The organism is Lonepinella sp. MS14435 (assembly GCF_042485795.1).
Classification (GTDB): domain Bacteria; phylum Pseudomonadota; class Gammaproteobacteria; order Enterobacterales; family Pasteurellaceae; genus Lonepinella.
In genome coordinates this window covers 449,463-475,914 of record NZ_CP169368.1, presented here as the reverse complement: position 1 = coordinate 475,914, position 26,452 = coordinate 449,463, and the positions used below count along the sequence as shown (strand labels likewise).

The 26,452-nt window shown below is 39.6% G+C and carries 22 protein-coding genes, 4 tRNA genes and 2 pseudogenes; 12 read left to right on the top strand and 16 right to left on the bottom strand.

Features of this window, described 5'->3' with window-relative positions; all coding sequences use genetic code 11:
• Window positions 1–81: 81 nt before the first annotated feature.
• Window positions 82–648 (top strand): acetate uptake transporter, encoded by a 567-nt coding sequence (locus O1Q80_RS02295; RefSeq protein WP_386695428.1) that lies wholly within the window; start codon window positions 82–84, stop codon window positions 646–648.
• Window positions 649–779: 131 nt separating this feature from the next.
• Here O1Q80_RS02295 and tuf read toward each other — a convergent pair whose 3' ends face one another.
• The 5 genes from tuf to O1Q80_RS02270 form a co-directional block, all read right to left on the bottom strand.
• On the bottom strand, window positions 780–1,964 hold the full coding sequence (gene tuf / locus O1Q80_RS02290) for an elongation factor Tu (protein ID WP_386688527.1): 1,185 nt from the start codon (window positions 1,962–1,964) through the stop codon (window positions 780–782).
• 109 nt (window positions 1,965–2,073) lie between these two features.
• Window positions 2,074–2,149: transfer RNA gene (locus tag O1Q80_RS02285), tRNA-Thr, on the bottom strand.
• Between the two features lie 7 nt (window positions 2,150–2,156).
• A tRNA-Gly gene (locus O1Q80_RS02280) sits at window positions 2,157–2,231 on the bottom strand.
• A gap of 42 nt (window positions 2,232–2,273) precedes the next feature.
• Window positions 2,274–2,358, bottom strand: a tRNA-Tyr gene (locus tag O1Q80_RS02275).
• Between the two features lie 26 nt (window positions 2,359–2,384).
• Window positions 2,385–2,460, bottom strand: a tRNA-Thr gene (locus O1Q80_RS02270).
• Window positions 2,461–2,678: 218 nt separating this feature from the next.
• On the opposite strand from O1Q80_RS02270, the gene coaA reads away from it, so the two are divergent.
• Window positions 2,679–3,623 carry a type I pantothenate kinase gene (gene coaA / locus O1Q80_RS02265; protein ID WP_386695426.1) on the top strand — a complete coding sequence of 315 codons (945 nt, stop codon included), beginning with the start codon at window positions 2,679–2,681 and terminating at the stop codon, window positions 3,621–3,623.
• Window positions 3,624–3,687: 64 nt separating this feature from the next.
• Here coaA and oppF read toward each other — a convergent pair whose 3' ends face one another.
• The 9 genes and pseudogenes from oppF to O1Q80_RS02220 all read right to left on the bottom strand — a co-directional run bounded on the left by oppF (window position 3,688) and on the right by O1Q80_RS02220 (window position 13,907).
• On the bottom strand, window positions 3,688–4,671 hold the full coding sequence (oppF, locus tag O1Q80_RS02260; protein WP_386695425.1) for a murein tripeptide/oligopeptide ABC transporter ATP binding protein OppF: 984 nt from the start codon (window positions 4,669–4,671) through the stop codon (window positions 3,688–3,690).
• Window positions 4,668–5,639 (bottom strand): ABC transporter ATP-binding protein, encoded by a 972-nt coding sequence (locus O1Q80_RS02255; RefSeq protein WP_386695423.1) that lies wholly within the window; start codon window positions 5,637–5,639, stop codon window positions 4,668–4,670. The genes oppF and O1Q80_RS02255 overlap by 4 nt, the downstream gene beginning before the upstream one ends.
• A gap of 3 nt (window positions 5,640–5,642) precedes the next feature.
• Window positions 5,643–6,503: an oligopeptide ABC transporter permease OppC gene (gene oppC, locus O1Q80_RS02250; protein WP_386690176.1), complete on the bottom strand. Its 861-nt coding sequence runs from the start codon at window positions 6,501–6,503 to the stop codon at window positions 5,643–5,645.
• A 66-nt stretch (window positions 6,504–6,569) separates the two neighbouring features.
• Window positions 6,570–7,490 carry an oligopeptide ABC transporter permease OppB gene (oppB, locus tag O1Q80_RS02245; protein ID WP_386688535.1) on the bottom strand — a complete coding sequence of 307 codons (921 nt, stop codon included), beginning with the start codon at window positions 7,488–7,490 and terminating at the stop codon, window positions 6,570–6,572.
• Window positions 7,491–7,640: 150 nt separating this feature from the next.
• Window positions 7,641–9,278 (bottom strand): ABC transporter substrate-binding protein, encoded by a 1,638-nt coding sequence (locus O1Q80_RS02240; RefSeq protein ID WP_386695422.1) that lies wholly within the window; start codon window positions 9,276–9,278, stop codon window positions 7,641–7,643.
• Between the two features lie 259 nt (window positions 9,279–9,537).
• Window positions 9,538–10,839 (bottom strand): sodium ion-translocating decarboxylase subunit beta, encoded by a 1,302-nt coding sequence (locus O1Q80_RS02235; RefSeq protein ID WP_386695420.1) that lies wholly within the window; start codon window positions 10,837–10,839, stop codon window positions 9,538–9,540.
• Between the two features lie 12 nt (window positions 10,840–10,851).
• Entirely contained in the window at window positions 10,852–12,654 is a 1,803-nt protein-coding gene (gene oadA / locus O1Q80_RS02230) for a sodium-extruding oxaloacetate decarboxylase subunit alpha (protein WP_386695418.1), read from the bottom strand.
• Between the two features lie 17 nt (window positions 12,655–12,671).
• Window positions 12,672–12,932 carry an oxaloacetate decarboxylase subunit gamma gene (locus O1Q80_RS02225; RefSeq protein ID WP_386688543.1) on the bottom strand — a complete coding sequence of 87 codons (261 nt, stop codon included), beginning with the start codon at window positions 12,930–12,932 and terminating at the stop codon, window positions 12,672–12,674.
• A 152-nt stretch (window positions 12,933–13,084) separates the two neighbouring features.
• Window positions 13,085–13,907 (bottom strand): annotated as a pseudogene (locus tag O1Q80_RS02220) (DUF5718 family protein).
• 70 nt (window positions 13,908–13,977) lie between these two features.
• Here O1Q80_RS02220 and O1Q80_RS02215 point away from each other — a divergent pair.
• Both O1Q80_RS02215 and fic read left to right on the top strand, forming a co-directional pair.
• Window positions 13,978–15,900: an ABC transporter ATP-binding protein gene (locus O1Q80_RS02215; protein WP_386695416.1), complete on the top strand. Its 1,923-nt coding sequence runs from the start codon at window positions 13,978–13,980 to the stop codon at window positions 15,898–15,900.
• Between the two features lie 208 nt (window positions 15,901–16,108).
• Window positions 16,109–17,215, top strand: coding sequence for a protein adenylyltransferase Fic (gene fic / locus O1Q80_RS02210; RefSeq protein WP_386695414.1), 1,107 nt, complete (start codon window positions 16,109–16,111; stop codon window positions 17,213–17,215).
• A gap of 183 nt (window positions 17,216–17,398) precedes the next feature.
• On the opposite strand, the gene O1Q80_RS02205 is transcribed toward fic, so the two are convergent.
• A complete protein-coding gene (locus O1Q80_RS02205; RefSeq protein ID WP_386695412.1) occupies window positions 17,399–18,073 on the bottom strand; it encodes a hypothetical protein in 675 nt (224 codons plus the stop codon).
• Window positions 18,074–18,153: 80 nt separating this feature from the next.
• Window positions 18,154–18,375, bottom strand: a complete 222-nt coding sequence (locus O1Q80_RS02200) for a hypothetical protein (RefSeq protein ID WP_386695410.1) — start codon at window positions 18,373–18,375, stop codon at window positions 18,154–18,156.
• A 380-nt stretch (window positions 18,376–18,755) separates the two neighbouring features.
• Between O1Q80_RS02200 and O1Q80_RS02195 the strand changes: the two genes are divergently transcribed.
• The 8 genes and pseudogenes from O1Q80_RS02195 (at window position 18,756) to O1Q80_RS02160 (ending at window position 26,451) form a co-directional block, all read left to right on the top strand.
• The gene (locus tag O1Q80_RS02195) at window positions 18,756–19,145 is read left to right on the top strand and encodes a helix-turn-helix domain-containing protein (RefSeq protein WP_386695409.1); all 390 of its coding nucleotides are present in this window, start codon (window positions 18,756–18,758) and stop codon (window positions 19,143–19,145) included.
• Window positions 19,146–19,412: 267 nt separating this feature from the next.
• A pseudogene (locus O1Q80_RS02190) lies at window positions 19,413–19,667 on the top strand (ABC transporter ATP-binding protein); the annotation flags it as partial.
• A 226-nt stretch (window positions 19,668–19,893) separates the two neighbouring features.
• Window positions 19,894–20,328, top strand: a complete 435-nt coding sequence (gene rraB / locus O1Q80_RS02185) for a ribonuclease E inhibitor RraB (RefSeq protein WP_386695407.1) — start codon at window positions 19,894–19,896, stop codon at window positions 20,326–20,328.
• Window positions 20,315–21,007: an SIMPL domain-containing protein gene (locus O1Q80_RS02180; RefSeq protein ID WP_386695405.1), complete on the top strand. Its 693-nt coding sequence runs from the start codon at window positions 20,315–20,317 to the stop codon at window positions 21,005–21,007. Before rraB ends, O1Q80_RS02180 begins: the two co-directional genes overlap by 14 nt.
• A gap of 58 nt (window positions 21,008–21,065) precedes the next feature.
• Window positions 21,066–21,608 carry a peptidylprolyl isomerase gene (slyD, locus tag O1Q80_RS02175; RefSeq protein WP_386688565.1) on the top strand — a complete coding sequence of 181 codons (543 nt, stop codon included), beginning with the start codon at window positions 21,066–21,068 and terminating at the stop codon, window positions 21,606–21,608.
• A 153-nt stretch (window positions 21,609–21,761) separates the two neighbouring features.
• Window positions 21,762–23,096, top strand: coding sequence for a 30S ribosomal protein S12 methylthiotransferase RimO (gene rimO / locus O1Q80_RS02170; protein ID WP_386695404.1), 1,335 nt, complete (start codon window positions 21,762–21,764; stop codon window positions 23,094–23,096).
• A 9-nt stretch (window positions 23,097–23,105) separates the two neighbouring features.
• A complete protein-coding gene (locus tag O1Q80_RS02165) occupies window positions 23,106–25,034 on the top strand; it encodes an adhesin (RefSeq protein WP_386695402.1) in 1,929 nt (642 codons plus the stop codon).
• 92 nt (window positions 25,035–25,126) lie between these two features.
• Window positions 25,127–26,451, top strand: a protein-coding gene (locus O1Q80_RS02160; RefSeq protein ID WP_386695234.1) for an IS3 family transposase whose coding sequence is annotated in 2 segments (ribosomal slippage) — window positions 25,127–25,601 and window positions 25,601–26,451 — 1,326 coding nt in all. Because the reading frame shifts where the segments join, the coding sequence is not laid out codon by codon here.
• The last annotated feature ends 1 nt before the right edge of the window (window position 26,452 follow it).

Here is a 26,452-nt window from a genome sequence, read left to right as displayed (position 1 = left end):
GCCCCTTTATTTATACATAAAAATCAGACATACTAACGCCCTTTTTTAGTCCTTATTTATTCACTCTTTAAAGGAAAATTTATGTCAACAGTAAAAGACGGTTTAGCAAACCCAGCACCACTTGGTTTATGTGGTTTTGCTTTAACTACTTGGTTATTATGTTTAATTAATGCAGGCGTGTTTGATACCAAAAGTATCGGTTTAGTGGTGGCTATGGCGTTTGCTTTTGGCGGTACAGCACAGATGATCGCGGGTATGTTTGAATACAAAAAAGGTAACACCTTTGGTTTCACTGCTTTTATTAGTTATGGTGCATTCTGGTGGTCATGGGCGTTATTCGTAACATTCTTCAAAGGTGAAACACCTGCAACATTCGTGGCATGGTATTTAGGGGCTTGGGGAACATTTACCTTAATGATGTTTTTAGGCACACTGGCGAAAGCTAAAGCCCTGAGAGCAATTTTCTTCTTTTTAACCTTAACGTTCTATGCGTTAGCTATCGGCGATGCAACAGGTAATCACAGTATTGTCAATGTAGGCGGTTATTTAGGTTTAATCACCGCACTTTGTGCGTTCTATTTAGCTGCGGCAGATATTATTAATGATAGTTTTGGTCGTGAGATTTTACCAGTGGGGCAACCGAAATAGTTAACCTATTGATATTCTGTGGGAAGTGCGGTATTTTTTACCGCACTTTTTTATTATAGCTAGTAAACCCTAGCTATAATAAAAAGGGGCGTATTCAATACGCCCCTAAACTATGTTAGCTAAATCGTTAATTATTTAACAATTTTAGCCACAACGCCAGCACCGACTGTACGTCCGCCTTCACGAATCGCAAAGCGTAAACCTTGGTCCATCGCGATTGGGTGGATTAAGCTTACTGACATTTTGATGTTATCGCCTGGCATTACCATTTCTACGCCTTCTGGTAACTCAATCGTACCTGTTACGTCCGTTGTACGGAAGTAGAACTGTGGACGGTAGCCTTTGAAGAATGGAGTATGACGTCCACCTTCTTCTTTTGATAATACGTAAACTTCTGATTCGAAATCTGTGTGTGGCGTGATTGAACCTGGTTTCGCTAATACTTGACCACGTTCGATTTCTTCACGTTTTGTACCACGTAATAATGCACCGATGTTTTCACCTGCACGACCTTCGTCAAGTAATTTACGGAACATTTCTACACCTGTTACGGTTGTTTTCGCTGTATCTTTGATACCTACGATTTCTACTTCATCACCTGTACGGATAATTCCACGTTCTACACGACCTGTTACTACTGTACCACGACCAGAGATTGAGAATACGTCTTCGATTGGTAATAAGAACGGTTGGTCAATCGCACGCTCAGGTTCTGGAATGTAAGTATCTAAGTGGTTGGCTAACTCAAGAATTTTTTCTTCCCATGCTGCATCACCTTCTAACGCTTTTAATGCTGAACCGCGTACGATTGGGGTATCGTCACCTGGGAAATCGTATTGTGAAAGTAATTCACGAACTTCCATTTCCACTAATTCTAATAACTCTTCGTCATCTACCATATCGCATTTGTTTAAGAATACGATGATGTATGGTACACCTACTTGGCGACCTAATAAGATGTGTTCACGAGTTTGTGGCATTGGACCATCTGTTGCTGCTACGACTAAGATAGCTCCGTCCATTTGTGCCGCACCTGTAATCATGTTTTTTACATAGTCGGCGTGTCCCGGACAGTCAACGTGTGCGTAGTGACGAGTTGGGGTATCGTATTCAACGTGTGAGGTGTTGATAGTAATACCACGTGCTTTTTCTTCTGGTGCATTGTCGATTTGGTCAAATGCACGTGCTGCACCACCGTAGTGTTTTGCTAATACGGTTGTGATGGCTGCTGTTAAAGTTGTTTTACCATGGTCAACGTGGCCGATTGTACCCACGTTAACGTGCGGTTTTGTACGTTCAAATTTTTCTTTAGACATTTTAATAAGTCCCTCTAAAAAACACGGTTATCGATGGTACAATAACACCACATTAACCTAATGTAACTAATTTCTATGGTTTATAAAGGATAGATTTGAAATTAAGAAGTGGTGCTGATAGGCGGATTTGAACCGCCGACCTCACCCTTACCAAGGGTGCGCTCTACCAACTGAGCTATATCAGCGCTTACTTGGAGCGGGCAGCGGGAATCGAACCCGCATCTCTAGCTTGGAAGGCTAGGGTAATAGCCATTATACGATGCCCGCAGTCCTAAATTCATCTGTCCATCAAACAAATTCATTGATAAGTGGTGGAGGGAGAAGGATTCGAACCTTCGAAGGCTGAGCCAACAGATTTACAGTCTGCCCCCTTTGGCCGCTCGGGAACCCCTCCACTAATGAATGGCTTGATTATGAAAATGGTGCCGACTATCGGAATCGAACTGATGACCTACTGATTACAAGTCAGTTGCTCTACCTACTGAGCTAAGTCGGCTTCATAAGCAAGTGAGGCGTATTATAGGGGAATTTTACGCCCTGACAAGTATTTTTTAATAAAAAAAGAAAATTTTGCTATTATTCGACTAATAAACAAGCAGAATTTCACCATTTTGTTTTAAATCTCAACTTTCTTCTAAAAACTTGTGCCACTTTGCTGAAGATTAAGGTATATTTTACATACTGACTTTAAACCTATAAAACGAAGATATTATTGTGACTAACGTTACTCATTCTATAGCTGAAACACTTAGCCCTTTTTTAACTTTTCAACGTGAGCAATGGTCTGAATTAAGAAAATCTGTACCATTGAAATTAACGGAACAAGATCTAAAACCCTTATTAGGCTTTAATGAAGAACTATCCTTAGATGAAGTCAGCACCATTTACTTACCCTTAGTTCGTTTACTTAATTATTATATTGAAGAAAATTTACGCCGCCAAACCGTATTAAATCGCTTCTTAGGCGGGCAAAATCCTAAAGTACCTTATATTATCAGCATTGCAGGAAGTGTTGCGGTTGGCAAAAGCACCTCAGCTCGAATTATTCAGTCCTTATTAAGTCATTGGCCTCAAGAGCGAAAAGTAGATCTTATTACTACAGATGGCTTTCTATACCCGCTTGATATTTTACAAGAAAAAAACCTATTACATAAAAAAGGCTTTCCCATTTCCTACGACACCCCAAAACTACTGCAATTCTTAGCGGATATTAAATCAGGCAAAGCAAATGTCAAAGCACCAATTTATTCCCATTTAACTTACGATATTATTGCCGACCAATTTGATCTGGTCAATCAGCCTGATATTCTTATCTTAGAGGGGTTAAATGTCCTACAAATTAGTAACAAAGCCGAAACTTTCGTATCAGATTTCGTGGATTTTTCTATTTATGTTGATGCGGAAGAAGAACGCCTAAAAGAATGGTATATTCATCGTTTCCTAAAACTCTGTCAAAGTGCGTTTAATAATCCAAATTCCTATTTTAAACATTATGCCAACTTGTCCGAACAAGAAGCCATTCAAACGGCGAGTAGCATTTGGGATAATATTAATGGGTTAAATTTAAAAGAAAATATATTACCCACCAGAGAACGAGCCAATCTTATCCTGAAAAAAGGGGCGGATCATGCGGTGGAATTAGTCAAATTAAGAAAATAACGCAAAAATCACCGCACTTTCTACGAATAAAAATAGCCAAAGGTTTATATCCTTTGGCTATCTCTTATATATTCACACAAGCTACTAAATGATTACCTTTTCCGACCAATGACGGCACAGTCTTCGCACAGTTCTCTGTGACTTTCGGGCAACGGGTACGGAACACGCAGCCTGATGGCGGATTAATCGGCGATGGTAAATCCCCCTCCAATAATTGAATGGTTTTATTGCGTTCCAATCTTGGGTCAGGAATCGGCACGGCGGACATTAAGGCTTGCGTATAAGGGTGTTGAGTATGGTTAAACACCTGTTCATCGGTGCCTAATTCCACGGCATTGCCTAAATACATCACCAATACACGATCGGAAATATGTTTCACAATGGATAAATCATGAGCAATAAAAATCAGGCTTAACCCCATTTCTTTCTGTAATGATTTCAATAAGTTGACCACTTGTGCCTGAATCGACACATCTAACGCCGAAACGGGTTCGTCACAAATAATAATTTTCGGTTCGATAATTAATGCTCGAGCAATACCGATACGTTGACATTGACCACCTGAAAATTCGTGCGGATAACGGTTGATCACGTTTGGCAGCAAACCGACTTTAATCATCATGTCTTGCACTTTTTGCTTCACTTCCGCTTTAGATAAATGCGGTTGATAAATCTCCAATGGCTCGGCAATAATTTCGCCGATATTCATCCGTGGATTGAGTGAAGCCAGTGGATCTTGGAAGATCATTTGAATATCTTTACGGGTGTCTTTCCACTCTTTTTGTGATTGGTGAGCAAGGTTTTTACCTAACCATAAAATTTCCCCTGCCGATGCTTTGACTAAACCGATAATCGCACGTGCAAGGGTGGATTTGCCACAACCTGATTCGCCTACCACACCCAAGGTTTCGCCTTGATAAAGTTGGAACGACACATTGTTTACTGCTTTCAGGGTTAACGGTTTGGCAAAAAACAGCGATTTTTTATTTTTAATTTTGAAATTCACCGAAAGGTGATTTACTTCAAGAATAGGTTGTTTTTCAGTCATACTGCAAACTCCTTGGCATCAATCCAACAGTTGCGTAAGCGGTTATCCGTCCATTGACTTAATTTCGGGGCGGTCAAACATTGTTCGCTAACATATTGGCAACGTGGTGAAAACGGACACCCTTGCGGTAAACGCAGCAAATTCGGCGGATTGCCAGCAATGGTTTTTAACTCGTGAGATTGGCTATCCAAACGGGGAATCGCTTCCATTAAGCCCATTGAATACGGGTGAGTCGGTTGATAGAAAATCTGCTCCGCACTGCCGTATTCCATGGTTCTGCCAGCATACATCACCAACACTTTATCACAAATCCCTGCTACCACGCCGAGATCATGGGTAATCATAATAATCGCCGTGTTAAACTCACGTTTTAATTCGTTGAGTAAGGTCATAATTTGGGCTTGCACCGTCACATCTAACGCCGTGGTCGGTTCATCGGCAATCAATAATTTTGGACGACATAACAACGCCATGGCGATCATCACCCGTTGTCGCATACCGCCTGAAAATTCATGCGGATACATCGCCATACGTTTTCTTGCTTCAGGCATTTTAACCGCATCTAACATACGGATCGACTCAGAAAGTGCGGTGGATTTATCCATATTTTTATGAATCATCAACACTTCCATTAACTGCTCACCCACTTTCATATAAGGATTGAGCGAGGTCATGGGATCTTGGAAAATCATCGCAATATCTCTGGCACGAATTTTATTTAATTGGCGTTCCGTCAAATTAAGCAATTCCTGACCGTTAAATTTAGCCGATCCAGTGGTTTTACCATTGGAAGCCAATAGCCCCATTAAGGCAAAGGCAGTTTGTGATTTACCCGAACCCGATTCGCCCACAATACCTAAGGTTTCGCCTTGTTCAAGGGTAAAATTCAGTTCATTCACCGCCGTAACAACACCGTCAGGTGTGGAAAATTTTACCGATAAATTTTGTACATCAAGCAAATTATTCATCGTTTATCTCTCCTTTGGATCCAAGGCATCACGCAATCCATCACCGATAAAGTTAAAACAAAACAGCGTTAAACATAAAAAACAAGCAGGGAAAATCAACAGCCAAGGAGAACTTTCCATCTGTGCCGCACCGTCATTCAACAACGCTCCCCAACTGCTCATCGGCTCTTGTGTGCCTAACCCTAAAAAACTTAAAAAAGATTCGAATAAAATCAATGACGGCACTTCTAAAGAGGCATACACCACCACAATCCCCAATAAATTCGGGATAATATGACGGAAAATAATTTTTCGCCGTGACACGCCACACACCATCGCCGCTTCAATAAATTCTTTATTTTTCAAACTTAGGGTTTGACCACGCACAATACGAGCGAGGTTAAGCCAAGAAATCATACCGATTGCCACAAAAATTAATAGAATATTTTGTCCAAAGAACGTTACCAATAAAATCACAAAGAACATAAACGGAAACGAACTCAGTACCTCTAAGGCACGCATCATCAACATATCCACGGTTTTACCAAAAAAGCCAGAAATAGCCCCGTAAACCGTACCGATCAACACCGCAATTAATGCACCTAAAATACCTACCATTAGCGAAATACGTCCACCCATAGCAATCCGTACTAACAAATCACGTCCTGAACCGTCCGTACCTAAATAATGTCCCGATTCAAAATCAGGGGCAGCACTCATCATATTCCAATCGGTGTCTTCAAAACTAAACGGCATTAACATGGGTGCAAAGGTAATAAACAGCACGATCAATACCAACATAAATAAGCTGAACATAGCGGCTTTATTGGCAATAAAACGGCGTTTGGCATCTTGCCATAGACTACGACTTTCCAATGACAGCATATTCGATTGTTCAAGGAGTTTTTGGGCTAATTCTTGATTTTGTTGCACTTTTAACATATCGCCCCCTTAACTACGCAATTTCGGATCAATAACCGCATATAAAATATCCACCACCGCATTAAAGAAAATGGTCAAGGTGCCGACTAAAATGGTTAAACTCAAGACTAAGGAATAATCACGGTTTAACGCACCATTCACAAATAACTGCCCGATACCTGGTAAGCCAAATACTTGCTCAATCACCATAGAACCTGTGATAATTCCCACAAATGCAGGTCCTAAATAGGTTACTACTGGAATAATCGCAGGACGTAACGCATGTTTAAAAATAATCCGCCACAATGGCAGCCCTTTAGCTTTAGCAGTGCGAATAAACGGAGAATGTAGCACTTCAATCATCGAGCCACGCATAATCCGTGCAATCCCTGCCACATAGCCAATGGTTAACGCAACCACAGGTAATGCCATATAATACAGCGTGCCGCCGTTCCAACCACCAGCAGGCAACCAACCTAAATAAATGGCAAAAACCAGTACCAATAACGGTGCAATCACAAAGCTCGGAATAATCACCCCCGTCATGGCAAAACTCATTACCAAATAATCCCACCGACTATTTTGATTTAATGCTGCCACAATGCCAGCCAATAACCCCAAGGTGACAGCAAACACAAAGGCGGTTAAACCCAGTTTAATCGAAACAGGAAAAGCCGATGCAATTAAGGTATTCACCGTTTGATCTTTATATTTAAACGAGGGACCGAAATCCCCGTGCGAGAGATTTTCCAAATACAGAAAATACTGTTTATATAAAGGCTCATTCAGATGATATTTTGCTTCGATATTCGCCATTACTTCAGGCGGATAGGCTTTTTCACTGGTAAACGGATTACCTGGTGCAAGTCGCATCAGGAAAAAAGATACCGTAATCAGAAGAAACAACGTTGGTATCGCTTCAAGCAGTCTTCTAATAATAAATTTAAACATAAGGACAGCCCACAAAAAATCATGAAATTAATAAAAAAAATACCGCACTTTTATAGCTGGATCGGGCTTTCCCGACCCAGACTACATCATTCAGTACATTCCCATTTGGGAAAGAGAAACACCCCTGAAAAGATTTCAGGAAAATGACTGTTAATGTTTGATAATATAAAGATTTCTTAACAAGATCTTATCTTGTGGATCTTTACCTGTGTAGCCTTTTACAAAGGTTTTCACCAAACGTGGATTCACATAGTTATAAATCGGCACAATGGCGGCTTCTTCGGCTAAAATCTCTTCTGCTTTCGCATAGGCTTCTGCACGCTGATTTTCATCTAATGCCGCACGAGATTCCATGACAGCCGCATCATACTTCTCACTGCGATAAAATGCGGTGTTATTACTTGAATTAGATAAGAAATAATTCACAAAGGTAGAGGCTTGGTTATAATCAGCACTCCAACCTGCTCTCGCTGCGTCATAATTTTTGCTACGGCGAGTTGAAATATAGGTTTTCCATTCTTGGTTTTCTAATTTCACATCAACTAGCCCTTGCGTATTAGCTTTCCAAATAGAAGCGGCAGCAATGGCGACTTTTTTATGGTTTTCATTGGTGTTATAAAGAATAGTGAATTTCAATGGATTTGATTTGCTAAAGCCTGCTTCTTCTAGCAATTTAATCGCTTCGGCATTACGCTCTGCCATTGGTTTGGTAGAATAAGCTGGCTGTTGGATTTTCTCCCCCTCGCTAATATAAGGTGGAGTAAACACATAAGTCGGAGTTTGCCCTTGTGCCAATACTTTATCGGTAATAATATTGCGATCTAACGCCAGATTAAGTGCTTTACGCAAACGCACATCATTAAACGGAGCTCGACTGTTATTCAACTCATAGCTATAGGTTGACAAGGTTCTGGTCACAAATAACTCGTCTGGCAATTCTTTTTTCAATTTCGCAAATTGCTCGGTTGGCAACGCATAATTGGTTACTTGCAAATCCCCAGCACGATAACGTTGTACGTCCGTAGTTGGGTTTTCAATACTTAAAAACGTAGCTTTGTCGATCACGGTTTCTTTATCATTCCAGTAATTCGGATTACGTGCAAACACGATTTTTTCATTAATCACGTGATCTGCTAAAACATAGGCACCGTTACCCACAATATTTTCTTTTTTTACCCAGTTTTCACCAAATTTTTCCACTACTTTTTTCGGCACTGGTAACAAAGATTGGTGCGTCGTGAAGCCAACGAGATAAGGCACCGCATTGTCTAAAGACACTTCAAATGTCAAATCATCAATGGCTTTAACTCCCAAGCTATCGGGTGATTTTTTACCGTCAATAATATCTTGAGCATTAGCCACTTGCATATAAGTCAAAAAGCTCGCATAAGGCGAAGCGGTGGTTGGGGTGACTAAACGTTGCCAAGAGAAAACAAAGTCTTGTGCAGTCACAGGATCGCCGTTAGACCATTTTGCATCTTTACGCAAATGGAAAGTCCAAGTTTTGTAATCAGCAGAATGATCCCAAGATTCAGCTACCCCTGGAACGGTATTCCCGTCAGAATCCACGGTCGCTAGCCCCTCTAAGAGCTGAGATACTACTTCGGATTCTGGCACGCCCTCGGTTAAATGCGGATCAAAACTTTGCGGTTCAGCACCGTTGTTAATGGTGATTTCTTGCACAGGGGCTAATTCTACGCCGTCAGGTACTTTTACCGCATTGGCAGAAAAAGAAAATGCTAAAGCGACACCACTAGCCAATAAAGATGGTAATAATTTATGTTGCATATAATCGACTCCTTGTTATTTTATATTGTGTTCTGTTCTTTTATGTCAGAAAAACCAGAATTTGTAAAGAGTTCAAATTGAAATAATAGGATAAATTTGTTTTTCGATGATGATTTTAGATTATTGATAGAAAATTTTGAGAAAAAGCAGGATAAATAAGAATCTTGAAAATTTTACACCGCACTTCGGGCTTGATCTTCATCTGATCTGCCCCCCAAAGTGCGGTGTATTTTTAACACATTTTTTCTTACTTTTTTCCTTACATTGCCCCAACGTATTTTAGCATTACACCAGCGGCAATGGCTGAACCAATTACGCCAGCCACATTCGGTCCCATGGCGTGCATCAGTAAGAAGTTTTGATGATCGGCTTCCAACCCTACTTTGTTAGAAACACGAGCTGCCATTGGCACGGCTGACACGCCAGCAGAACCAATCAGTGGGTTGATTTTATTTTTGCTGAATTTGTTCATCAATTTCGCCATCAATACACCGCTACCTGTTCCGATACCAAACGCAATCACGCCTAACAGTAAAATACCAAGGGTTTGTGGTTGCAAGAATTTATCTGCCACCAATTTCGCCCCAACCGATAAACCTAACACGATGGTGACAATGTTAATCAAGGCATTTTGTGTGGTATCACTTAAACGATCCACCACGCCACTGACTTTCATTAAATTACCAAAACAGAACATACCGAGCAATGGTGCGGCATCAGGTAATAATAACGCCACCAACAATAACAAAATAATCGGGAATAACACTTTTTCTGTATTACTCACATTGCGAAGTTGCGTCATACGAATTTTGCGTTCAGTTTCGGTGGTTAAGGCTTTCATAATTGGCGGCTGAATTAATGGGACTAACGCCATATAAGAATAGGCAGCCACTGCAATCGCACCCAATAATTCAGGTGCCAGTTTACTGGTTAAGTAAATAGCGGTTGGACCGTCTGCCCCCCCAATAATCCCGATAGAGGCAGCTTGTGGCAAGGTAAAATCAATTACCCCTAACCAGTTTAAACCCAAGGCACCCAATACGGTGGTGAAAATCCCGAATTGTGCCGCCGCACCGAGTAATAAGGTTCTTGGATTGGCAATTAACGGACCAAAATCCGTCATGGCACCGACCCCCATAAAAATCACCAGTGGTGCAACACCATAACCAATCGCTACTTTATAGAACAGGGCTAAAATGCCTGCACTAAAGCCAAGATCGCCAGCGGTGACTTCAAGCTGTGCTTGCACAGAGGCTGGCAAGCTCGCAAGAGCGGTTTTAATTGCAACAGGATCTGCCACTACACCGATTTTTCCTGCAATCACAGCAAGTTGTTCAGGTGTGCCTGAATGTAACAAATTATCCAATGCCGTCATCGCCATGCCCGCTTCAGGAATATTCGATAACAAGCCACCAAAGCCAATCGGCAATAACAACAACGGTTCAAATTTTTTCACAATGGCAAGCCACAATAACAACAGGCTCACCAAAATCATCACCGCTTGCCCCCATTCAAGGTGCATAATACCTGTGCCTTTCAGTAGAGCAATAATACTTTCCATACTGCCTCCAAATTAAGCAATGGTCATGACGGTGTCGCCCACAGCCACTGAATCACCCGCTTTCACACAAATACCACGCACCGTACCAGCAAGGTTCGCCCGTACTTCGGTTTCCATTTTCATTGCTTCTAAAATAAACAACACATCACCCTCTGCGACAGTTTGCCCCTCGGTGGCGACCACTTTCCAGATATTGCCTGCCATTGGTGCGGTGACTGCGGTGCCAGTACCACTTACAGCAGGTGCTGGAGCAGTTTGAGCCACAGGGGCTGTCGCTGGAGCTGCTGTCGGTGCAATATGAGTAACATCGCCACCTTCAGACACTTTCACAACAAAGGCTTTACCATCAAGTTCCACGGTGTAAACTGCTGAACCGCTTGCTGGTTTGGCTGGGGCTTTTTCTGCTGGTTTTTGTACCGCACTTTCTAACGTTGGTGCTGGCTCAAAGGCAGCAGGATTACCACGATTTTCTAAGAATTTCCAACCAATTTGTGGGAATAACGCCACAATTAACGCATCATCTACCGCATTTTCAGCCAGTTTAATGCCTTTTTCTTGTGCGGTTTGTTTCACTTCTGCTTCAATTTTCGCCATTTCAGGGGCAATATGATCCGCTGGACGGTCGGTAATTGGTTTGCCTCCCTCAAGCACACGAGCTTGTAATTCTGCATTCACAGGGGCTGGAGTGCGACCATATTCGCCTTTTAAAATCCCTGCGGTTTCTTTGGCGATGGTTTTATAACGTTCGCCCATTAACACGTTGATAACAGATTGCGTACCCACAATTTGTGATGTCGGGGTGACTAACGGAATATAGCCTAAATCTTTACGCACGCGTGGAATTTCTTCCAACACTAAATCTAATTTATCGCTGGCATTTTGTTGTTTTAATTGCCCCTCAAGATTAGTCAACATACCACCTGGCACTTGTGCCACCAAAATACGACTATCAATACCACGCAACTGCCCTTCAAATTTGGCATATTTTTTCCGCACATCACGGAAATACGCGGCAATTTTTTCTAAACGTGGAATATCTAAGCCCGTATCAAATTCCGTACCTTGTAAGGTCGCCACAATGGATTCGGTAGCTGGGTGTCCATAAGTACCTGACATTGAAGAAATGGCTGTATCCACCCCATCAACACCTGCTTCAATCGCTTTTAATAATGCCATTTCTGCCATACCTGTGGTGGAGTGACAATGCAAATGTAATTGCACATCAAAGCGTTTTTTGATTTCGCCGACTAATTCGGCAGCCGCCATTGGGTTTAAAATCCCTGACATATCTTTAATCACAAGGCTATCAATACCAATTTCAAGCAATTGTTCTGTCACATCTAACCAAGTTTGCAAGGTATGCACGGGGCTGGTGGTGTAACTCAATGTCCCTTGTGCGTGACCGCCGTGTTTTTTCACCGCTTGCAAAGCGGCTTGCATATTACGTGGGTCGTTTAACGCATCAAATACACGGAATACGCTCATGCCATTAGCGACACAACGTTCCACAAAACGATCCACCACATCATCGGCATAATGACGATAGCCCAATAAATTTTGTCCACGTAATAACATTTGCAACGGAGTTTTCGGGCAGGCTTTTTTCAACTCACGCAAACGTACCCAAGGATCTTCGCCTAAAAAACGAATACAGCTATCAAAGGTCGCACCGCCCCACGCTTCTAACGACCAATAACCAATATCATCTAATTCCGCCGCCATCGGCAACATATCATCTAAACGTAAACGGGTAGCAAACAAAGATTGATGGGCATCACGAAGTACTACGTCAGTGACTTTAATTTTTTTACTCATAATAAAATCCTTCTCTATTAATTTGAATGTTTAGCACGATGATGTGCAATGGCAGCGACAATCACTGGACGCAAACGATCTAAGTCGTTACTGGCAGGTTGAAGTGCGGTGGAATTTGGTGCTGTTTTAGGCACAATAACGGGTGTTGGAAAATATCGGTTAATCAGTTTTGACATTAGTCCAATCGCCCAAATGAGAATGAGCAAAAAGACCAATACGAAACCCATTCCCGAAAACATCAAGTTAATGCCTTCACCGAAAAGTTCTGCTGGAGTCATACGCATATCCTTAAAATGAAATGAGATTTTGTTATCTTACTTTTTAATACTAAAAAAATCTTTGATAAAGATCACAAAATAAGCAATTTCTTGCTTCTTACTATCATACCTTTACTTTCGCACGCCTGTGCGAGATAAATTATCTGTCAAAATTAAATCACTTTCTGCACTAACGCTGAAATATCTTGTGCAAAAATGCCGTTTTCCGCCATTTCCACAATTTGCGAATGTTGATACTGCTTACCGTTATACACCGCCACTATACTAATATCGCCTATTTGCAAAAAGTTTTTTTCGCCAAATTCGGTGTAACGAGTTGCTCCAATGCTAATCACGGCTTTGGTTGGATAGTTAGCTTGTTTAAGCAAATTAGCAATATTATTTCTTATCGACAATCCAATCCAATAATTTTTGGTGAAAATAACTGTAGCCCACCGCAGGGCTATCAATGCCATATTCACTTAACACATCATTGCGTTTATGGAAACACGCAATATGATAATCGTCAATATTGCTGCCTGTGGTAAAGCGATCCAAAACAATCCAATTCGTTGATAAGCCTTTAGAATTTTCTCCCCAATTTTTCTTCTCACAAATTTTGCGAGCATTCGGGCGGCGAATGGAACAATCGTTATAGGCGGCAAAATGGGTCGGTAAAAGTGCGGTGACTTTTTGCGTTGTTTCTTGCATAGTTTTGTCATATTGAATGTCACAAAGCAACGCAATTTCAGGTTCAATTTGCAAATTATCAGCATTGTTTGGAAACTGTAAGCGATCATTTGAAATTGGATAGATGGATAAAAATTGTTCATCTTTACTTAGCTGCTGGCTTGGCACATAAAAAGGGAAAATCGCTTTCGGTTGCACGGCATTTTCGGTTTTAACTTTGACAAAATCCGCTGCTTCGCCAGCCTGTTCCAAATGCCCAGCAAAATTGCCAGCCACGCCTAAACCGATAAAATCTGTTGTCAACATCGTTAAATCCCCTTGCTAATTAAATGAAAAACAGGAAAATAAGGAAACTTTTAAAAATATAACATAAAAAATGATTACATTCTCAAATTTATCCTTAAAACGTGGGCAAAATTTACTGCTCGAAAACGCCTCTGCCACCATTAATCCAAAACAAAAAGTAGGCTTAGTAGGCAAAAACGGGTGCGGTAAATCCTCACTGTTCGCTTTACTAAAAAAAGAAATGTCGCCCGAAAGCGGTGATGTTAGCTATCCTCCCAGCTGGGCGGTATCTTGGGTCAATCAAGAAACCCCAGCATTGGATATTTCCGCTTTAGATTATGTTATTCAAGGGGATCGCATTTATTGCCAATTACAACAAGCATTAGCACAAGCCAATCAACAAAATGACGGTAATGCCATTGCCCATATTCACGCCCAACTGGATAATATTGATGCGTGGACAATCCAATCAAGAGCTTCCGCCCTGTTGCACGGTTTAGGTTTTGCTCAAGAAGAACTGCAACGCCCCGTCAAATCCTTTTCGGGCGGTTGGCGTATGCGGTTGAATTTGGCACAAGCCTTGTTATGTCCGTCCGATTTACTGTTGTTAGACGAACCCACCAACCACTTGGATTTAGATGCGGTGATTTGGCTCGAACGCTGGTTGACCCAATATCAAGGCACACTATTATTGATTTCCCACGACCGTGATTTTCTCGATCCTATCGTGAATAAAATTTTGCATATTGAACAACAGAAACTCAACGAATACACGGGCGACTATTCGAGTTTTGAACTACAACGAGCGGAAAAACTCTCACAACAAACCGCACTTTTCCGTCAACAACAGGACAAAATCGCTCATTTACAAAGCTATATCGACCGTTTCAAAGCCAAAGCGACTAAAGCCAAACAAGCCCAAAGTCGGATGAAAGCCCTTGAACGCATGGAGAAAATTGCCCCAGCTCACGTGGATAATCCCTTTACCTTTGCTTTTCGTGAACCGCTGTCATTGCCTAATCCGCTAGTGATGATTGACAAAGCCTCCGCTGGCTATGGGGTTGGTGAAAGTGCGGTGGAAATTTTGCAAAAAATTAAACTCAACCTTGTCCCTGGTTCAAGAATTGGTTTACTCGGCAAAAATGGCGCAGGGAAATCTACCCTGATTAAATTATTGGCAGGTGAACTCCCAGCCCTTTCAGGCAACGTGCAACTGGCAAAAGGCGTGCAATTAGGCTATTTCGCTCAACATCAATTAGACACCTTACGAGCGGAAGAATCCGCCCTGTGGCATTTACAAAAATTAGACGATAAACTCACCGAGCAAGACTGTCGCAATTATTTAGGCAGTTTTGCCTTTCACTGCGACAAAGTCAGCGAACCCGTCAACACCTTTTCAGGCGGCGAAAAAGCCCGTCTTGTGTTAGCATTAATTGTGTGGCAACGCCCGAATTTATTGCTATTAGACGAACCTACCAACCATTTAGATTTAGACATGCGACAAGCCTTAACCGAAGCGTTAGTGGATTATCAAGGCTCACTGGTTGTGGTGTCGCACGACCGCCATTTATTGCGTAACACGGTGGAAGAATTTTATTTAGTCCACGATAAGCAAGTGGAAGAATTTAGCGGTGATTTAGACGATTACGCCAAATGGCTAAATGACATCAATGCTCAAGAACGCCGAGAATTAAATCAAACTGCGGTGAAAAATACGGAAATTTCGGAAAATTCCCAACAAAACAGAAAAGATCAAAAACGCCGAGAAGCCGAACTACGTCAACAAACCGCTCCACTACGCAAAAAAATTAGCCAACTGGAAAGCCAAATGGAAAAATTGTCAGATCAGTTGGCAGAGATTGAACAGCAACTTTCCCACAATGATCTGTATTCGCCAGAAAATAAAGAAAAATTAACCGCACTTTTGGCGGAGCAGGTGAATGTGAAACAACAGTTGGAAACGATTGAAATGGATTGGTTGGGTGTGCAAGAGGAATTAGAAAGTTGTGGTTGATCCCCCGTACTAACGTACGAGGTTAAGTATGGTTACGCCACGCTATGGCTTAATTCATTCCAGATGCGGAGTATCGTTACCATGGTGAACCCTGTACGCAAGTGCAGGGTTAAACTTAAAAAGTCAAGAAATTTAAACACATTCTCTTGATATGTCTATCACATAAACATATACTAAAAATACATTTAAAAAAATGGAAAATTTAAAGATGATAAATTGGAATCCCAAACGACCTTATAATCAGCTACCTAATCTCCCCCCTGCACAAGATCTTGAAACAAAAGATATTCTTAAACAAACAATCTTGGCTCGTGCTGCTTTGGCGGAATTAAAACAAGCTGCTGAACTAATTCCTAATCAAGCCATGTTAATCAATACATTGCCTGTAATGGAAGCCTGTGCCAGTAGTGAAATTGAAAATATTGTCACTACCACGGATAAAATTTTTCAATCTATGCAATTTACAGGTGAAGCACAAGACGGTGCTACCAAAGAAGCCTTACGCTATCGAACGGCGTTATTCGCTGGAGTACAAAGTCTTGAACGCTTACCATTAAGTACTCAAACAGCAGTATTAATTTGCAGTGAAATTAAGGGGCGAACAATGGATATTCGTCAATCTGTGGGGACGGCATTGGGTAACCCAACGACCAATAAGATTATTTATACGCCACCTGAAGGCGAACAACTTATTCGAGATAAACTCGCTAATTGGGAACGTTTTATTCACCAGAATAGCGATTTAGATCCGCTCATTATTTTAGCCGTTGCACATTATCAATTTGAAGCCATTCACCCTTTTACGGACGGTAATGGGCGTACAGGTCGAGTGTTAAATAGCTTATTACTCATTGAAAAAGGACTATTGAGCCTACCGATTTTGTATCTCAGTCGCTACATTATCAAAAATAAAACCGATTATTATCGCTTATTAAATGAGGTGACTAGCCAAAATAATTGGCGAGAATGGATTATCTATCTATTAAAAGGCATTGAAGATACAGCAATTTGGACAGTGAAAAAAATCGAAGCGATCAAAAACCTTGCACAACATACTCGATCTTATATCCAACAAAACTTGCCTGCAATTTATAGCCGAGAGTTAGTCGATTTATTATTTGAACAACCTTACACTCGCATTGCCAATCTTGAAAATTCAGGTATTGCCAAGCGACAAACCGCATCAAAATATTTACAAGCCTTGTGTAAAATCCATGTACTTAATGAAATCAATGTCGGGCGTGACAAATTATTTATTCACGCCAAATTAATGAATTTGCTACAGGAAGAAAGTAATAGATATGAAATGTATTAATAGAGGAGTTTTTATGCAATCAATAGAATTTAATCTCAATCACCTTAAAAGTCCTTTCAGGCAGTTGAGAGTAGGAAAAATCAGAGTAATATTTTTAGAAATTTAGGCTTAAAGATGTTTTTTGATATTTACACTATAAAAAAGCTCGTATATTACGAGCTTTGTGGTTAAATCTAGTGAACATTACAATTGTGGTTTAATTGCGTGAGTACGATCGTATTCTTCTTGTACTTTTCGTTTGGTCGCTTCTACTTCTTTTCTTCGTCTGTAGGGTTCTTCTGAAATTGACTTAGAGGATAATATGAGACGTTGAGGTCCAATAAAATATTGTAATAAATAATCACTTTTTCTAACATCTTGTCCCTTATCTTTTTCGCCTCGCCAATATAGATCTGATGACCGCCCACCATAACTACTACCAGAAATAGATGGCTCTCCATATTTAACAATAATACTTTGATATATAGATTCTTTATCTGCATTTGTTAATATGTCTTTGCCTTGTTGTGCCATAATACTCCAAAAACTGTATATTATTGAAGAAACTTTGACTCCTTTCTCACAATTTTCTGAGGGGCGATCGGTATCTACGTTAAAACTTACATTAACTTCTCCTACATTAGGGAGTTGAAGAGCCATACTACTTTGACAATAACCGTTAGAACTACTAGGTATTGCAGGCATATCAAAATCATATTTAGATTTTAATATGGTTCTTACTTCTTCAGGAGGCATACCTAATTTAATACCAAAAAGATCAAATTGACTAACATCATAGTAATTTTCAGCAACGGCATTAAATGACATGATAAAAGAAAATAAAACTATAGAAGATTTGACTATATTTGTAATTTTCATACATCCTCATATATTAGTTTATAGATTTAAAAATTGATTGAAATCATTTCTTAACTTTAATAACACCCAGTAAATATTAGTCATCTTGCTATGCTTTTAAATACAATAAATAAAATTATGATGCCCAATACAAACTGCCCAACAATATCGGTATTAAACCAAATATCAGGCCAAAAAAACGCCCTACCTAAATTGTAAGCAAAACTATGGTCACTTTTTGACCCCCATAACCAACCATATACTGCAGTTAAAAACCATAAAACGGCATATATAGAAACAAAACCTTGGATAAATTTACTCATTTTTATTCCTTTATTTACATTGATAAACCGCATCTTGCATTGATTGCACAAATTCGGAATTTAGTTGTCTAGCTTTCACTTCTAAGTTTTCACCATATTTACTTTTTAACTGATCATAAGCACACGAACAAATTTCTTCTAACTTTGACCTACCATGGTTACAAGCCTCAACAAATATATCTTTTTCAGGATCATTATCTCCACAAGCTAATAAACTAATAGCTACAATTATTAATAAAAATTTTTTCTCATGGAATTGAACCCTTTTCTTGTTGCTACTAATTGTGATATAGTCTATCTCGTTTAATTTGGAATAAAACCAATTAAAAGTGGTTTCTATCCACCAAATCCATTAGTCATATATCGAAAAAAGAGTATCTATGAAAATCAATGATAAAATCAGATTATTGCGTGAAGAACATCTATATTCTCAAGAGCAAATGGCAGAGAAAATGCACCTTTCCACTAATAGCTACGGAAAAATTGAGCGTGGTGAAACAAAGCTAACATTGAATAAACTGGAACAAATAGCCGATATTTTTGATCTAGATGTGGTGGAGCTAATCCAAAATTGTGATGAAAAAAATATTGCTTATCAGGTAAATCATTACGGTTCAAATATTTTTAGTTCTGCAAATAACATTAAAGATATACTCAATGAAAATGAAAAATTAAATTTAATCATCGCTCATAAAGATGAAACTATTAAACGTCAACAGGAAGAAATTACACTCTTAAAAGAAATGCTAAATTTATTAAAGTCCCAATGAATTTCTACGGTCTAGATATAATTCCATAATATAAAACTCATCCAATTAGAAAATCAAATATAAAAGTATCAGATAATGTATTAAGTAGAATTGATTGAGATGTAGGATACATTGGAAGTTCAGCTTATTGACTAGTATAGCTATAATTTGAGTACAAAATCATCTAAAATAACATCTCATGAAATTTGATAAGCAGAGTACCTTTCTTTAACTTTACTCTAAATGGACGCTTATTTGAATTATCATATTTAAATGTATATGGTAACTAGATTCAGCCTGAATCTGCGTCAACAAACCGCTCCACTACGCAAAAAAATTAGCCAACTGGAAAGCCAAATGGAAAAATTGTCAGATCAGTTGGCAGAGATTGAACAGCAACTTTCCCACAACGATCTGTATTCGCCAGAAAATAAAGAAAAATTAACCGCGGTTTTGGCGGAGCAGGTGAATGTGAAACAACAGTTGGAAACGATTGAAATGGATTGGTTGGGTGTGCAAGAGGAATTAGAAAGTTGTGGTTGATCCCCCGCACTAACGTACGGGGTTAAGCATGGTTACGCCACGCTGTGGCTTAATTCATTCCAGATGCGGAGCATCGTTACTATGGTGAACCCTGTATGCGAGTGCAGGGTTCGTCTAATTTCCCCGCACTGACGTACGGGGTTAAGCATAGTCACGCCACGCCGTGGCTTTGTTCTTATGGCTATGCTAAAATAATTCAACATTCATCCCCAATAAGGAAAACATTATGACCATACCAAACATCCCTCCCCAAGCAGAATCACAAGCAAAAACCCGTGAAATTATTGCGAATTTACTCAATGACGGTAGCGATCCGAACGCACTTTATATTATTGAACACCACATTGCTCACTACAATTTTGACAAATTAGAAAAAATTGCAGTCGATGCGTTCAAAGCAGGCTATGAAGTGTCGGAGGCAGAAGAATGGGAAGATGATAACGGTAAATTATTGTTCTGTTTTGATATTATTGCCGAAGTGGAATTGAAAGCGGAAATTATTGATGCTCAACAAAAAGAAATTGTGCCGTTGGTTGCTAAACATGGTGGGATTTATGACGGTTGGGGAACCTATTTTGAAGATCCGAATGGATCAGATGATGAATATGGTGATGACGGTGAGTTCTTTGATGAGGAATTTGACGAAGATGATAAAGAATAAAATCTTATGGTTTGCCTTATTCGCTTTGCCTTTTATGGCTATAGCGAATGAATCTGCGGTATCCGATAGTAATATTGTGAATTTCAGTGTGCAGGCGGAGCAAGAAGTACCCGCTGATGTGTTGCAAGTTAAACTCTTTTTGCAAGAAGAAAATGCAAATTTACAAACTTTGCATCAAGTGATTTCCGATAAATTAAATCAATCTATCAACAAAATTAAAACTCAATCCGCCGTAGTCATTAAGCACCACAACCGAAGCACAAATTTACGTTACAACGATAAAGGGCAGAAAAATGGTTGGATAGAACGAGTGGATTTTGTTTTAGAAAGTCAGAATCAAGCGGTTTTATCACAATTAGTGGATGAACTATCGGATGTGTTGTCGATTGAAAACATTAATACAACGTTATCACCAGAAGCCAGAGAAAAATTGGAAGATGTGTTATCTCAACAAGCTCTCCATAAATTTCAGCAAAAAGCAGAGCTAATTCAAACATCTTTGTCGTTTAAGCATTATCGTATTGTGTCGTTATATTTACAGGCTCAAAATGATTCGGGTTATAATCAAGATAAAATGCTATATGCGGTAAAAATGACCGCAGATCAAGCTGTGCCACTAGAAACTGGACGTACCAAAATCAGTGTGCAAGCAATAGGTGCAATTCAGTTAATTGAATAATTAGCTATTTGTTATTATTTACTATAGAATAAAGCCCTTTTTTAGATTGGAGAAAAAAATGAAAGTAGCAAAAAATGTGGTGGTAAGCATTGCTTATCAAGTACGCACCGAAGACGGTGTATTAGTGGATGAAGCACCTGCAAATCAACCATTAGACTATTTACAAGGTCATAATAATTTAGTGATCGGTTTAGAAAATGCGTTAGAGGGCAAAGACGTTGGTGATAAATTTGAAGTACGTGTAAAACCTGAAGAAGGTTATGGCGAATACAATGAAAATATGGTGCAACGTGTACCAAAAGATGTATTCCAAGGCGTAGATGAATTAGCTGTCGGTATGCGTTTTATTGCTGATACGGATATGGGACCTTTACCCGTCGTGATTACCGAAGTGGGCGAAACTGATGTAGTGGTTGACGGCAATCACATGTTAGCGGGTCAAGAATTGCATTTCACGGTGGAAGTGGTGGCAACCCGTGAAGCGACATTAGAAGAAATTGCCCACGGTCATATTCATTCAGAAGGCGGTTGTTGTGGTGGTCATCACCATGATTCCGATGACGAAGGTCATGGTTGTGGATGTGGTCATCACCATCATTAATTTGAGAAAAATGCCGTACTTTGCTATCAAAGTGCGGTATTTTTTTCGAAAAATTCATAAACTTTACGAAATATTTACGCTTATATTGTCGCCTTTCAATTAAAACTTTTGTACAATACGTCCAAATTTTTTTACACTATTTTAAGATTATCTATGTCATCAAAAACACCCAATATTGGCTTTGTTAGCCTTGGTTGTCCGAAAAATTTAGTCGATTCCGAGCGAATTCTTACCGAGTTACGTACTGACGGTTACAATATTATCCCTACTTATGAAAATGCTGATTTAGTGATTGTTAATACCTGCGGATTTATTGATAGTGCCGTGCAAGAGTCATTGGAAGCTATCGGTGAAGCGTTAGAAGCTAATGGTCGCGTGTTAGTAACGGGTTGCTTAGGGGCGAAAGAAGATAAAATTCGTGAAGTTCACCCCAAAGTGCTAGAAATTACTGGACCACATAGCTATGAAGCGGTGATGGAAAATGTGCATAAATATGTACCAAAACCTGAATATAATCCTTATATCAGCCTTGTGCCAAGTCAAGGCGTGAAACTCACCCCGAAACATTATGCGTATTTGAAAATTTCTGAAGGTTGCGATCATAAATGTACTTTCTGTATTATTCCGTCTATGCGAGGTGATTTGGATAGCCGCCCAATTACCCAAATTTTAGATGAAGCAAAACGCTTAGTGGATTCAGGGGTAAAAGAATTGTTGGTAGTGTCACAGGATACTTCGGCTTATTCTCTCGATCAAAGCAAAGAGAACCAAAATAAAACCGTATTCTGGAATGGCATGCCGATTAAAAATAATCTGATCACGCTTTGCCAGATGTTAGCCAGTTTGAAAGTGTGGGTGCGTTTACATTATGTGTATCCTTATCCGCACGTAGATGAATTAATTCCTTTAATGGCAGCGGGCAAAATTCTGCCGTATTTGGATATTCCATTACAACATGCCAGTCCAAAAATTCTTAAATTAATGAAACGCCCTGGTTCAGTGGAGCGTATTTTAGAACGTATCAAGAAATGGCGTGAAGTCTGCCCTGAATTGACATTACGTTCTACTTTTATTGTGGGTTTCCCAGGGGAAACCGAAGAAGATTTTCAGCTCTTGTTGGATTTTCTAACAGAAGCTCAACTTGATCGAGTCGGTTGCTTTAAATTTAGCCCTGTAGATGGGGCAACCGCAACAGATATGCCAAATCAAGTACCAGAAGAAATAAAAGAACAACGATTCCAACGTTTTATGGAATTACAGCAACAAATTTCAGCCCAACGATTACAGCAAAAAATAGGGAAAACATTAGCGGTCATTGTTGATGAAATAGATGAAGACGGGATTATCGGTCGCTCAATGGCTGATGCACCTGAAATTGACGGGGTGGTTTATGTGGATAATGTCAGCCAAAGTGCGGTGCAAATTGGTGATATTATTTCAGTAACGATTAGTCACGCAGATGAATATGATTTATGGGGAACTTGTTAAGGAGATCTTATGACAGACAATAAAGTAGAAATTCAACCGAATGTAGAACAGTTTGAACAGGCGGTTAATGCCAAAAATTATGAACTTGCTTGTAATACCTTATTGGCAATTTTAAATAAATTAGATAGTAATTTCGGTGGTATTCAAGACATTGAATTTAGTTTACCAAAACAGTTAGTAGTAAATGAATTAGCACAAGATCGCATTGTCTATTTTTGTACTCGAATGGCAAATGCCATAACCCAATTATTTACTGATAAAGCCTTACTGATTTCTGATTCAGGTGCATTAAAGTTTTTTTGTTATCAACGTTGGATTAATCTAATTTTTGCCTCATCGCCCTATATCAATGCAGATCATATTTTGCAAAGCTATAACCTAAATCCTGATAAATCTTCTTCCAATATACAATTAGAAGCCAAAAAAGCCAGTTGGATTAAATTCTGTATAATGTATTTACCAGAATCAAATTTAACGGTTAACCTAGATGCTTTATGGCAACTTGATCGTGATTTATGTGCATCACTTTGCTTTGCCTTACAATCTCCACGTTTTATCGGAACACCCGCAGCATTTAGCAAACGTGGCACCATATTACAATGGTTCCCTGAACATTTAGCTCAATTACCCAATTTGAACAATTTACCGAGTAGCATTTCACACGATGTTTATATGCACTGTAGTTATGACATTGCGGCTAACAAGCATTGGGTTAAAAATGCCTTAAATAAAGTGATACGTAAGCATTTATTAGAAGGCGGTTGGCAAGATCGTGATGTCAGTAACATTGGTTATCGAGATGGCAAACCTGTAATGGTTGTGTTACTTGAACATTTCCATTCCGCTCACTCTATTTACCGCACACACTCTACCTCAATGCGTGCCGCTCGTGAATTATTTTACCTTATTGGGGTTGGAAATGAGGCAGTGGATCAGCTAGGGCAAGATGTCTTTGATGAGTTCCATATCGTACAAGGCAACAATATTTTTGAGAAACTCAATTTTCTCAAACAAGTCTGTCAAGATAATGGTGCTGCGGTGTTATATATGCCAAGTATTGGTATGGATTTATTACCTATTTTTGTCAGCAGTACTCGTCTTGCACCAATTCAAGCTATCGCTCTGGGACACCCAGCGACCACTCACTCGCCTTTTATTGAATATGTTGTAGTGGAAGATGACTATGTAGGTTCAGAACAATGCTTTAGCGAAAAATTGTTACGTTTACCAAAAGATGCCTTACCTTATGTCCCCTCTGCTTTAGCACCTGAAAGAGTTGAATATAAATTACGTGAAAATCCAGAAGTGGTGAATATTGGTATCGCTTCAACGACAATGAAATTAAATCCCTATTTCCTTGAAGCATTAAAAGCCATTCGTGATCGAGCTAAAGTTAAACTACATTTTCACTTTGCACTAGGACAGTCAAGTGGCATTACTCATCCTTACGTAGCACGTTTTATTAAAAGCTATTTGGGCGATTCTGCAACTGCCTACGAACACACACCATATCATCAATATCTCAGCATTTTGCATAATTGCGATATGACGGTGAACCCATTCCCATTTGGCAATACGAACGGCATTATCGACATGGTCACTTTAGGTCTAGTCGGTATTTGTAAAACAGGTCCTGAAGTACATGAACATATTGATGAGGGCTTATTTAAACGTTTAGGCTTACCTGAATGGTTAATTGCCAATACAGTTGATGAATATATTGAACGTGCTATTCGTCTGGCTGAAAATCATCAAGAACGTTTAGAATTACGCCGTCATATTATTGAAAATAATGGCTTACAAAAATTATTTACGGGTGATCCTAGCCCAATGGGTAAAGAATTTTTAACTCGCTTAAAAGACTGGGCAAAAGCCAATAAAGTAAAATTGACATTGTCTAAAACCAAAAAAGCTACCGCTAAAAAAGCAAAACAATAGGTTGATAAATGAAAAAGTGCGGTGAAAAATATAATATTGATCTGCACCCCAAAAGTTGGACTAACCTCCAACCCAATAAGGTGCAGATTTTTATGACTAAATACAACCAAACATTCAAACAACAAGTCGTGGATTTTTATTTCACAAATCACGAAAGTTTATCTATAACATGCAAACATTTTGACCTGCCCAATGAGACAGCTAGACGTTGGATTGTGCAATTTAAGCACTCAGGCAGTAGTGGATTAGCTGTTCGACATAGCAAACAAAAGTATTCTCCAGAGTTCAAATTTAACGTTGTTCAAAGCGTACTTTTAGGTCAATTTTCGGGTCGTGGTGCAGCGTTACATTTTGGCTTAAGTAGCTCGGGCATGATTAGTCAATGGTTGAAAACCTTTGAAAAACAAGGTATAAAAGGCTTATTACCTAAACCAAAGGGTCGCCAAACGATGAAGCCAAAATATCCTAAAATGCCCCCAAAACCCAAGAATCGGCTAGAAGAACTCGAGCTTGAAAATCTGAGATTGAGAGCGGAGAACGACTTTCTAAAAAAGTTGGACGAGATTATCAAACGAGAAGACAGGAAACGGCAGAAGCCGTCCAAGCCTTAAGATTACGCTATCCGTTAGCTTTGTTGCTCGAAATTGCGGGACTTTCTCGTAGTGTATTTTTCTATCATATCAAGCCTAAAACGGATAAAGATGAAGCACTTAGAGCAGAAATCAGGAAGATAAAAGCAAAGCACCCTGAATATGGCTATCGCCGTGTTGCAGCAGAGTTGAAAGGGGTCAATCACAAGAAAATTCAACGACTTATGCGAGAAATGGGCTTGCAGGTGAAAAGCAAAAAATGTCGAAAATATAATGCCTATCATGGTGAAGTGGGCAGAATTGCCGAAAATAGGCTTAAACGTGATTTTACTGCCAGCAAACCGAATGAAAAATGGCTCACGGATATTACGGAGTTCAAGGCAGAAGATGGTAATAAACTCTATTTTTCGCCGATTTTAGACACATTTAACAACGAGCTAATCGCACATCACACTAGCACCAGTCCAAACTGGGCATTGGTGGAAACGATGTTGCAAAACGCATTGAAAAAGCGTGCTAAGGGAGAAAAAACGGTGTTGCATTCAGACCAAGGTTGGCACTATCAAATGCGAGCTTATCAACATATATTACGAGAAAATGGCATTGAACAGAGTATGTCCCGTAAGGGAAATTGCTTGGATAATGCTGCAATGGAGAGTTTTTTCGGGCGAATGAAAACGGAGCGTTTTTATGGGAAATCCTTTAAAACCGTTGATGAGATTAAAATCATGATTGATGAGTATGTTCGCTATTACAATGAAGAACGTATTCAGTTAAAATTAAAAGGACTGAGTCCGATACAATATCGTCGTCAGTCCTTGATGTAAG